General features: G+C 68.0%; 10 protein-coding genes. 1 reads left to right on the top strand and 9 read right to left on the bottom strand.

The annotated features are described in order from the left end of the window. Positions 1–81 precede the first annotated feature (81 nt). Positions 82–1,032 (bottom strand): PspA/IM30 family protein, encoded by a 951-nt coding sequence (locus HMPREF3121_RS11880; RefSeq protein ID WP_070523850.1) that lies wholly within the window; start codon positions 1,030–1,032, stop codon positions 82–84. Between the two features lie 173 nt (positions 1,033–1,205). On the opposite strand from HMPREF3121_RS11880, the gene HMPREF3121_RS11875 reads away from it, so the two are divergent. Further along, entirely contained in the window at positions 1,206–2,285 is a 1,080-nt protein-coding gene (locus HMPREF3121_RS11875) for a serine hydrolase (protein ID WP_141743100.1), read from the top strand. A gap of 71 nt (positions 2,286–2,356) precedes the next feature. On the opposite strand, the gene trxA is transcribed toward HMPREF3121_RS11875, so the two are convergent. The 8 genes from trxA to HMPREF3121_RS11835 form a co-directional block, all read right to left on the bottom strand. Continuing rightward, a complete protein-coding gene (trxA, locus tag HMPREF3121_RS11870; RefSeq protein WP_083291739.1) occupies positions 2,357–2,791 on the bottom strand; it encodes a thioredoxin in 435 nt (144 codons plus the stop codon). Positions 2,792–2,952: 161 nt separating this feature from the next. After that, positions 2,953–3,807: a fumarylacetoacetate hydrolase family protein gene (locus tag HMPREF3121_RS11865; RefSeq protein WP_070523842.1), complete on the bottom strand. Its 855-nt coding sequence runs from the start codon at positions 3,805–3,807 to the stop codon at positions 2,953–2,955. Continuing rightward, entirely contained in the window at positions 3,804–4,976 is a 1,173-nt protein-coding gene (locus tag HMPREF3121_RS11860) for an acyltransferase family protein (RefSeq protein WP_070523839.1), read from the bottom strand. Before HMPREF3121_RS11860 ends, HMPREF3121_RS11865 begins: the two co-directional genes overlap by 4 nt. A gap of 167 nt (positions 4,977–5,143) precedes the next feature. Next, entirely contained in the window at positions 5,144–6,673 is a 1,530-nt protein-coding gene (dnaB, locus tag HMPREF3121_RS11855) for a replicative DNA helicase (protein WP_070523836.1), read from the bottom strand. Positions 6,674–7,261: 588 nt separating this feature from the next. Next, positions 7,262–7,714, bottom strand: a complete 453-nt coding sequence (gene rplI, locus HMPREF3121_RS11850) for a 50S ribosomal protein L9 (protein ID WP_070523833.1) — start codon at positions 7,712–7,714, stop codon at positions 7,262–7,264. Between the two features lie 60 nt (positions 7,715–7,774). After that, the gene (locus HMPREF3121_RS11845) at positions 7,775–8,368 is read right to left on the bottom strand and encodes a single-stranded DNA-binding protein (RefSeq protein ID WP_070523830.1); all 594 of its coding nucleotides are present in this window, start codon (positions 8,366–8,368) and stop codon (positions 7,775–7,777) included. A 100-nt stretch (positions 8,369–8,468) separates the two neighbouring features. After that, positions 8,469–8,756, bottom strand: coding sequence for a 30S ribosomal protein S6 (gene rpsF / locus HMPREF3121_RS11840; protein WP_209651580.1), 288 nt, complete (start codon positions 8,754–8,756; stop codon positions 8,469–8,471). A gap of 255 nt (positions 8,757–9,011) precedes the next feature. Next, complete coding sequence (locus tag HMPREF3121_RS11835) at positions 9,012–9,191, bottom strand: hypothetical protein (protein ID WP_232247031.1); 180 nt, start codon at positions 9,189–9,191, stop codon at positions 9,012–9,014. Between the last annotated feature and the right edge of the window lie 18 nt (positions 9,192–9,209).

Raw genomic sequence — 9,209 nt, 5'->3', positions numbered from 1 at the left:
ACCGCGGGGACCGATCGGTCCCCGCGGTTTTCGCATGTCCGGGGTTTCCGCAGGTCGGCGCCGGATCACACCGACCCCCGATCAGGCTCGGGGCGAACCCTCGCCCGCGGCGGGATCGTCGAACGTCACGTCGGCGTCGTCGACGTCGGTCGGAGCATCGAAATCATCGGCCGAGAAGGGGTTGCCGGTCGGCACGCCGTCGGCCGGGGCGGCGTCGGCGTCGGCACCGTCGGCGCTGGCGGCGTCGGCACCGTCGGAGCCGGCCTCAAGCTCGCCCGCGGTGCCCGCGTCCAGCTGCCCGGCGCCCGACTCCTGCGCCATCTGCGCGCGAATCTCCGCCAGGCGGGCGTCGGCACGTGCGTCGGCGCCGGAGGCCTCGATCTCTGCCATGCGGGCGGTGTGGGAATTCTGCGCCAGCTCCTGGGCGCCGAGCGCATTGGCGTAGCGGGACTCGATCTTCTCGCGGACGCCGTCGAGCGTGGGCACGTTCGGGTCGTTGGCGATGCCATCCATGCCCTCGAGCGTGCGCGAGGTCGTCTCCTGCAGCTTCGCCTGGTCCGCCTGCGACTCCAGCTCGCGGATCTCGGTCTTCAGCTGCTCGTAGCGCATCTGCGACTGCTTGGCCTGCTGCTGCGCCTCCTCGGCGGCGCGGACGGCCTGCGCGTGCATCGTCGAGGTCTGCTCGATCTCGCTTTCCACGCTGACCAGCTGGGACGCGAAGATCTCGGCCGTGTTCTCCAGCTCCTGGGCCTTCGCCGCATCGCCGGCGGCGCGGGCGTTGTCCGCCTGCTGCACGGCCGCGCGCGCATTGTTGGTGAGCTTGTCGCGCTCCTTCTGCAACCGCGACAGGGTCATCTCCAGCTGGTTGCGGTTGCCGATCACCGACGCCGCCTGCTGCTGGATCTGGCGGTGCTGCTCCCGCGCGGCCTCCGCCGCCTGGTGGATCTGCACCTTCGGGTCTGCGTTGTCCTCGATCTTCTTGTCGAAGGAGGACATCATGTACTTCCAGCCCTTGCTGAACGGATTCGCCATGTCGCGAGTCTCCTCTCGGTGTCGTCCCCTTCGGATCCTACGTAAAACCCGCCGGACTCCGCCGGGTGCACTCCATTAACCCTGGGCTTCGACGACGGGCTGCGGCGACGGCTGCCGCGACGACGCTCGCCTTCGGGCGAAGCCCGCGAACGCGCCGGGTAATGTCTTCGATCATGTTCAACCCCAGGTTCCGGGGCCGGCGCATCATCGCCGCCTCCGCCTGCGCGGCGCTTTTCGCGGTCGCCGCGCCCGTCGCCGTTCCGACGACGCCCCTCTTCGATGCCCCGGTGGCCGCTGCCGCCGGCGACGACAAGTCCGACCCCACGATCCCCGAGCCGACGACCGACGTCGGCAAGGAAATTCGCGCCCGCATGGACGAAGCCACCGAGACCGTCACCGACGGCGGCGGAACTATCGGCATGGCGTTCCTGGACCGCGAAACCGGCGAGGTCGTCTGCAACGAGCAGTGCCTGGACCCCTTCGCGCTGGCCAGCCTGTCGAAGGTCTTCATCGCCGAGGTCGTGGGCTACACCAACTACGAGCGCCCCGCCCGCGGCAAGATCGAGGCCGGCACGGGCGACATGCCGGTCGAGGGCAACGCCGACGCGATGCTTCGCGACGACATGATCCGCTACTCCGACAACGAGGCCACCAATGCGCTGTGGGGCCGCTACGGCGGCACGAAGATCATCGACAGCGTCACCGAACGCTACGGCCTGTCCGACTCGACGATCCCCAATTCCGACTGGGGATCGACGATGTCGTCGGCGGCGGACATGGTGACCTTCTTCGACGGCCTGCTCTCCGGCGAGGGCGGCCTGTCCGAGGTCGAAACCCGGTACCTGGTGCAGCTGATGTACTCACTGCCCCGGTACTCCTACGGCAACTCGGACCAGAACATCGGCCTGCGCGCGGCGCTGCCGGACGAGTTCGTGGGCGTCAAGGGCGGCTGGGTCGACCCGAAGATCCGCACGTCGGCGGGCTTCTTCGGCGAGGACGACCGCTACGTCATGGCGGTGTTGTCCCGCCACGTGTCGCCGGATGATTTCACCGCGGCGATCGCGCACGTGTTCCCCGAGGGCGGCACGGCCATCGAGGAACGCGGCGACGAGGCCATCGAACAGGCCGCGGCACCCGGCACGGCGACGGCAGCGGCGGCCGACCGCGGCTCGACGGCCCCGTGGGTCCTCGGCTTGCTCGTCGCGACCGCCGCGGGCTTCGGCCTCGGTTGGTGGACGCGCCGCGGCGCCTGACGGTTTCCCCGCCGGCACCCGCCGGCTCCAGCGACCGCCCGCGACCGCCCGCAGCCGACTGCGGCCCGTCGCTACTTCTGCTCGGCGTCGCCGCGCGCGGCCTCGTCGGCGGCCATCTGTTCCTCGATCTGGCGGCGCACGTCATCCATGTCCAGCTCGCGGGCCTGGCGCAGCAGGTCGTCGAGAGCCTGGGCGGGCAGCGCACCGGCCTGCTGGAACAGCAGGATGCCCTCGCGGAAGAGGAACAGGGTCGGGATCGACTGGATGCCCAGGGCGGCGGAGATCTCCTGGTTGGATTCGGTGTCGAGCTTCGCGAACCCGGCGTCGTCGTGCTGCTCGGAGACCTTCTCGAAGATCGGGGCGAACTGGCGGCAGGGGCCGCACCACTCGGCCCAGGCGTCGACCAGGACGATGTCGTTGTCCTGGATCGTCTGGGCGAAGGTTTCGTTGGTGACGTCAATCGTTGCCATGAAGAGGCTTCTCCTTTGTTGGTTCCCGCGGGACATGCGCCCACGCGCGGTGCCGCTTCCCGGCACGCCCCGAACAACACGCACACCCCGCGGGGTATTCCCGGGGTGTTGTGCTTGACGACGTCCCGGCCGAAACACTTCACCTTCGGAAGGTCCCGGCACCGCATCGGCGACCCGGTGGGCATCTGCCCCGGACGCTACCGGATGCGCAGGATGTTGCGCTGTTCGCCCAGGCCATCGATGGCCACGCGAATCTCCTGCCCGTCGCCCAGGTACGTCTTCGGGTTCATCCCGTGGCCGACGCCGGCGGGGGTGCCCGTGGAAATGACGTCACCGGGGTTCAACTGCACGAACCGCGACACGTAGGCCACCAGGGCAGCCGGGGGGAACACCAGGTCCGCGATCGGGGCGTCCTGGCGCAGCTCGCCGTCCACCCAAGTCCGCACCCGCGCGGTGGCGGCGTCGAACTCGTCGGGCGTGGCCAACCACGGACCGAACGCGGAGGTGCGCTGCAGCGTCTTGCCCTGCAACCACTGCTGCGTGGCGTACTGGGCATCGCGCTGCGTGAAATCGTCGAGGATGGCGTACCCCGCGATGCGGGAGGCCGCCTCGTCCTCGTCGACGCGGTAGGCGGTCTCGCCGATGACGACGGCCAACTCCCCCTCGTAATCGAGGGCGCCGGCGGCGTCGGCGTGGACCATCAGGTCATCGCGCGGACCGGCCAGGGCGTCGGCGAACTTCGCGAACAGCGTCGGCACATCCGGACGCTCATGGCCCATCTCGTCGATGTGCGCGGCGTAGTTGAGGCCGACGCAGAAGATCTTGCCCGGGCGCGGAATCAACGGCGCCAGCGCCCACGCCGACTCCGCGACCACGCGGTCGGGATCGAGTCGATCCGGATCGAGATCGGCCAGCGCCGCCTCGGCCCGCTCCCGCCACCCCTCCTGCGCCAGCAGCTCACCGACGCACGAGGCGTCGAGAAGCACGGCGGAACCGTCGGCCAACGCCGCAGCCCGGGTCGAACCATCGATGCGCAACGTCGCCAGCTTCATCGGCGCTCCTTCTCAATCTCTCCGGCCGCAATCTCTTCGGCCCGAACCGGGACAGACGGGGCGGGCCGGTCCTCGGCGGGCGTCGTCAAGCGCACGAACCACGCCGGACGCTTGAACAGCCACTCGCCGCCCACCCGCAGAATCAGGAAATGCAGGCCCAGGCACAACGCCGCCGAAATGACGGTCGCGATCACCGGCTGCCCCGGCAGACCCGGATCCTCCATGAGGAACTGATCCGCCACGATCGCAAGGATCGCCAGCATGGGAATGTGCATGAGGAACACCGGCAACGTACGACGGCCGATCTTCGTGAACGGCGCCGCCACCGCCGTGCCCTGCAACATGGCCATGATGTTGACCGCCGCGAAAATGCCCGCCAACGACAGGAACAGACGCACGAAGCCCTGATTGCCCGCGATGAACGACGGGAACGTCAGCACGACCCACATCGCCACGATCACATACGCCGCCACCGACCCGGCCAGAAAACCGATGGGACGGCGATCGACCATGCGGAAAATGTACGACGCACCGTAGATGCCCAGCAGGTAATACACGTACATCTTCGTCACGAAATCCCACGACCAACTGGTCCCCGCAAACGGCGCCCACACGTTGATCGCCCCGGCGACCGCGATCTGCACCGCCGGGGGGACGTTGCGGGTGGCCTTGGACAAGATCGCGAACAACGCCAGCGCCCACAGGAACCACAGGTACGACGTCGGCTCCACGAACGCGTGCAACGAGTTGTACAGCAGCGAACCCCAATTGGCGGGGTCGAGGATCCGCGGCGCGGCCGTGAAGCCCACCTCGGTGACGTGGGACCGGGGCAGCAGCGCCATCACCAGATCGCGCAGCGGCACCCACAGCACGTACAGCCAGACCATCACCCAGATGCGGCGATTGGCCAGCTTGTGCCACGACTCCGACAGCGCCCTGCCGGCGAACAGCCCGGACAGCAGGAAGAACAGCGGCATGCGGATCGGCCCGAGCACGTAGTTCACGTCGGCCCAGATGCCCGTCGAGTAACCGTGGTTGGCCAACTCCGTGATGGCATGGCCGAGCACCACGAGGAGGATGCACAGCCCCTTCGCGGCGTCGACCCAATCGACGCGCGGGCGTGACTTCGCCGGCGCGCCGACCGAGGTGGCAGCTGCGGTTCCCGCCAAAGAATCCTCCCGTTCGGTCCACGCCCGCGCCGGCCCGGATCGGGTGGCGCGGGCGCTCGAAAATCGTTCCCGTCGTTGCGGGTAAGGCAGTTTACCCACCCTGACCAGGAGTTGGAAGGCGGCGTGAGCGGAAACACCCCCACCGCCGGGCCGTGACGGGCCCCGATCTACTGCTCGTGGGCCATGTTGACGAACCGCGAGTAGCGCAGCTGATTGGCCACCGTAACGGTGCCGATGGGGCCGCCGCGATGCTTGGCCAGGATGATGTCGGACTCGCCGGCCCGCTCGTGCTCGAGCTCCTGGGAGTCCGGGCGGTAGAGCAGCATGACCATGTCGGCGTCCTGCTCCAGCGAGCCGGATTCGCGCAGGTCGGCGACCTGAGGCTTCTTGTCCGTGCGAGCCTCGGGCCCACGGTTGAGCTGCGAAATCGCGATCAGCGGCACGTCGAGCTCCTTGGCCAGCAGCTTCAGCTGACGCGAAAACTCCGACACCTCCTGCTGACGGGATTCGACGCGCTTGCCGGAGGACATCAGCTGCAGGTAGTCGACCACGATCAGTTCGAGGTCGTGCTTCTGCTTCAACTGGCGAGCCTTGGCGCGGATTTCCATCATGGTCAGGTTCGGCGAGTCGTCGATGAACAGCGGCGCCTCGCGGATCTGCTCGGTGCGCTCGACCAGTTTGTTCCAGTCGCTGGCCTCCATGTTGCCGGAGCGCAGCTTGGCCAGGTCGATCTCGGTCTCCGCCGACAGCAGGCGCATCATGATCTCGATCTTCGACATTTCCAGCGAGAAGATGACGCTGGTCTTGGCGTGACCGATGGACGCCGACCGCATGAAGTCCAGGGCCAGGGTGGACTTGCCGACGCCCGGGCGCGCCGCGATGATGATCATCTGCCCGCCGTGGAGGCCGTTGGTGAGCTCGTCGAGCCGGTGGAAGCCGGTGGGCACGCCCTGCGCCAGGCCGCCCTGCTGGGAGATGAGGTCGATCTCCTCCAGCGCCGGATCCATCAGCTCGGACATCGACGAATAGTCGGCCTTCTCCGAGTCGCGGCCGACGCCGAAGACGATCTGCTGCGCCTGGTCGACGAGCACCTCCGGCTCCGAGTCCTCGGCGCCGGCGTAGCCGAGCTGCACGATCTGCGTGCCCGCCTCCACGAGCCGACGGATGGTCGCCTTCTCCGCGACGATCTTGGCGTAGTAATGCGCGTTGGCCGCCGTCGGCACCATCGCCACCAGCGTGTGCAGGTACGGCGCGCCGCCGATGCGCTCGAGGTCGCCCAGGCGGTCCAGGCGGCCGGCGACGAGAATCGGGTCGATCTCCGACGACTCACCGTACAGATGCAGGATCGCCTCGTAGATGGTCTGGTGCGCCGGCCGGTAGAAATCCTCCGGCTTCAGCAGTTCGTAGACGTCCGCGATGACGGTGGGGCTGAGGAGCATGCCGCCCAGGACGCCCTGCTCCGCCTCGATGTTGTGCGGCAACTGACGCCCGAAATCGAGCCCCCGGGCGGCGTGCTCGCCGCGCGCCCGATCTCCCCTGCCGCCTCCGCGCCGAAAGCTTCCGGACGCTGCCCCGCCCTGCGACGGCCCGCCACCGGAAAAACCACCGTCGGAGTCATCGGGCTCCGGGGGCGGGGGCACGTCGTCGTAGGACGCCGAGTACGCCGCGTCGTCCGCCGATTCCCGTGGCTGGCTCATGTGCTCCGCTCCCCTTCTCCTCCATGTCATGTCCGGGGTTCCCGGGGCCATCTCGGCCCCGCATCCGGGTCCCGCCACAGGCTACCCCGCGGTCCGGAAAACCCATCGTTCCCGGTGTTCGACGACACCGCTTTCGCCGGCGTTCCCACAGAGTTATCCACAGGCTTTGTGGATAACCCTGGGGAGCGATTGTTAACGGAACGTGAATCCCCAGGCCGAGATGTGGAGCACCAGCTCCGCCTGCCCGGCTCCCATTGCCATGACCAGCATCAACGGGAAACCGCCCAGGTCACAGGGGTTTTCCCGAAAGTTCCCCGCCTTCGGGGGTGGCGCCGAACGCGTTCTTCCCGCCCCGCGTTGCCACCGGAGCTTCATCTTCGCGTCGTCTTCGGCACTGGCTGACGGTGGTGTCCTGCGGAAACTCTCCAAGGGTTTGTCCACAACTTCGTCAACCACCATCCGCAACCCCTCCCCCGCGCACCGCGCCGCCCCGGAAAACACCTCCGGCCCCGCCCGAAGAATCGGGAGGGGCCGGGGTGCGCTGTTGTCATTGGGCCGGTGTGACCGGCCGCCGTCATGGGCCGCGAATTACGCGGCGACGACCTCCACGGAAACATGCGCGGTGATCTGCGGGTGCAGCGCGATGTCAACGGTGTGCTTGCCGAGGGCCTTGATCTGGCCGGCGGCGAGCTGCACGGCACGCTTGTCGATGGCCTGGCCGGACGCCTTGCGGACCGCGTCCGCGACGTCGGCGGCGGTGACCGAACCGAACAGCTTGCCCGTCTCGGACGCCTTCACGGCGACGGAAACGTTCTCGAGCGCGTCGAGCGTGGCCTTGACCTCGCGAGCGTGGTCGAGGTCCCGGATCTCACGGGCCTCCTGGGCACGGCGAATGCCCTCGATCTGCTTCTCAGCACCGCGGGTGGCCACGATGGCCAGGCCGCGGGGAAGCAGGTAGTTACGTCCATAGCCGGCCTTGACCTCGACGATGTCACCGGGGACACCGAGCTTGTCGACGGCGGCGGTGAGGATCAGCTTCATGATCCCTGCCTTTCGCTGGATATTTCTAACGTCGGATAGGTGTGATCGCGTGGGACCGGATCAGAAGGGCGGCTCGTCGCCGCCACCGAAGTCGCCGGACTGGGGAGCGGAGTTCCACGGATCCTCGGCCGGCTGACCGCCGCCGAAGCCCTGGTTGCCTCCGCGGCCGCCCTGGCCGCCGAAGTTGCCCTGGTTGCCGCCACCCTGGTTTCCGCCGCCGAAGCCGCGTCCACCCTGGTTGCCGCCACCGAAGCCCTGGCCGCCTCCGCCGCCCTGACCGCCGGAGCGGGGGTTGCGGGTGACCTGGGCGGAAGCGAACTTCAGGGACGGGCCGACCTCGTCGACCTCGATCTCGTAGACCGTGCGGCGCTCGCCCTCGCGGGTTTCGTAGCTCCGCTGGCGCAAGCGGCCCTGCACGATGACGCGCATGCCCTTGCTCAGGGTCTCCATCACGTTTTCCGCCGCGTCGCGCCAGATGTTGCAGGTCAGGAAGAGCGCTTCCTGGTCCTCCCACTGGCCCGAGTCACGGTTGAAGGCGCGCGGCGTGGACGCCACGCGGAAGTTGGCCACGGCCGCACCCGACGGGGTGTAGCGCAGCTCCGGGTCGGCGACGACGTTGCCGACCAGCGTGATGGGGGTCTCTCCCTGTGCCATGGTTCGCTCCTGTTCTGGTTGGGCGATGTTTTTCGGTGACGGGTGCGTGTGCCCGCCATCCTACGGTCCCATGCGGACCCCGCGGGGTCCGGCGGGATGGTTAGCGATCGCCCCGCAGCACCTTGGTGCGCAGGATGGAGTCGTTCAGGTTGAGACGACGGTCGAGCTCCAGCACGGCGGCCGGCTCGCAGTTCAGGTTGAGGACGACGTAGATGCCCTCTTCCTTCTTCTCGATGGGGTACGCCAGGTGGCGCTTGCCCCAGATGTCCACCTTCTCGACTTCGCCCTTTTCCTTGCGGACGATGTCGAGGTACTTCTCCAGGGACGGGCCGACGGTGCGTTCATCCAGCGACGGATCGAGGATGATCATGACTTCGTAGTGACGCACGGACCTCATCACCTCCTATGGTCTAGTTCTTCGTGTTTCGGCCACGGGAGGCGTTCGACGAAGGGCGGCGTCGCGGTCGTGTCCGCGGTGCGCGCAGCATCCGTCCCCCACGTGGCAGGAGGGTCGTTGCGTCAGGCAACCTGGCCAGGGTAGCCCATGCGGAAGCCCCGCACATAATCGCTATGTGCGGGGCCAGGGGTTCTTTGCTTGACGACGGTCGGTGCCGGGGGCGTCGGGCCTCAGGTCACTGTGCCGTCATGATCCGCTTGCCGCGTGGAAGACGGCGATGATGACGGGCACCACGGTGGCCATGGCGAAGGCTCCGATCACCAGCCCCCAGACGAGGCGCCGGGACCATTCGTACATGAAGCCCCAAAAGGCCGCGCCGAAGAGAAGGAATCCGACGAAGACGCTCGCCATCGTCAGGATCAGCATGCCGCTCAAGTCATTCAT

The organism is Corynebacterium sp. HMSC11E11, assembly GCF_001807025.1.
Lineage (GTDB): Bacteria > Actinomycetota > Actinomycetes > Mycobacteriales > Mycobacteriaceae > Corynebacterium > Corynebacterium freneyi.
This window is presented reverse-complemented; position numbering and strand designations above follow the sequence as displayed.

Coding starts and splice junctions, on each gene's coding strand:
- HMPREF3121_RS11880 (WP_070523850.1), bottom strand. CDS start 1,032: ATGGCGAATCCGTTCAGCAAGGGCTGGAAGTACATGATGTCCTCCTTC.
- HMPREF3121_RS11875 (WP_141743100.1), top strand. CDS start 1,206: ATGTTCAACCCCAGGTTCCGGGGCCGGCGCATCATCGCCGCCTCCGCC.
- trxA (WP_083291739.1), bottom strand. CDS start 2,791: ATGTCCCGCGGGAACCAACAAAGGAGAAGCCTCTTCATGGCAACGATT.
- HMPREF3121_RS11865 (WP_070523842.1), bottom strand. CDS start 3,807: ATGAAGCTGGCGACGTTGCGCATCGATGGTTCGACCCGGGCTGCGGCG.
- dnaB (WP_070523836.1), bottom strand. CDS start 6,673: ATGAGCCAGCCACGGGAATCGGCGGACGACGCGGCGTACTCGGCGTCC.
- rplI (WP_070523833.1), bottom strand. CDS start 7,714: ATGAAGCTGATCCTCACCGCCGCCGTCGACAAGCTCGGTGTCCCCGGT.
- HMPREF3121_RS11845 (WP_070523830.1), bottom strand. CDS start 8,368: ATGGCACAGGGAGAGACCCCCATCACGCTGGTCGGCAACGTCGTCGCC.
- HMPREF3121_RS11835 (WP_232247031.1), bottom strand. CDS start 9,191: ATGCTGATCCTGACGATGGCGAGCGTCTTCGTCGGATTCCTTCTCTTC.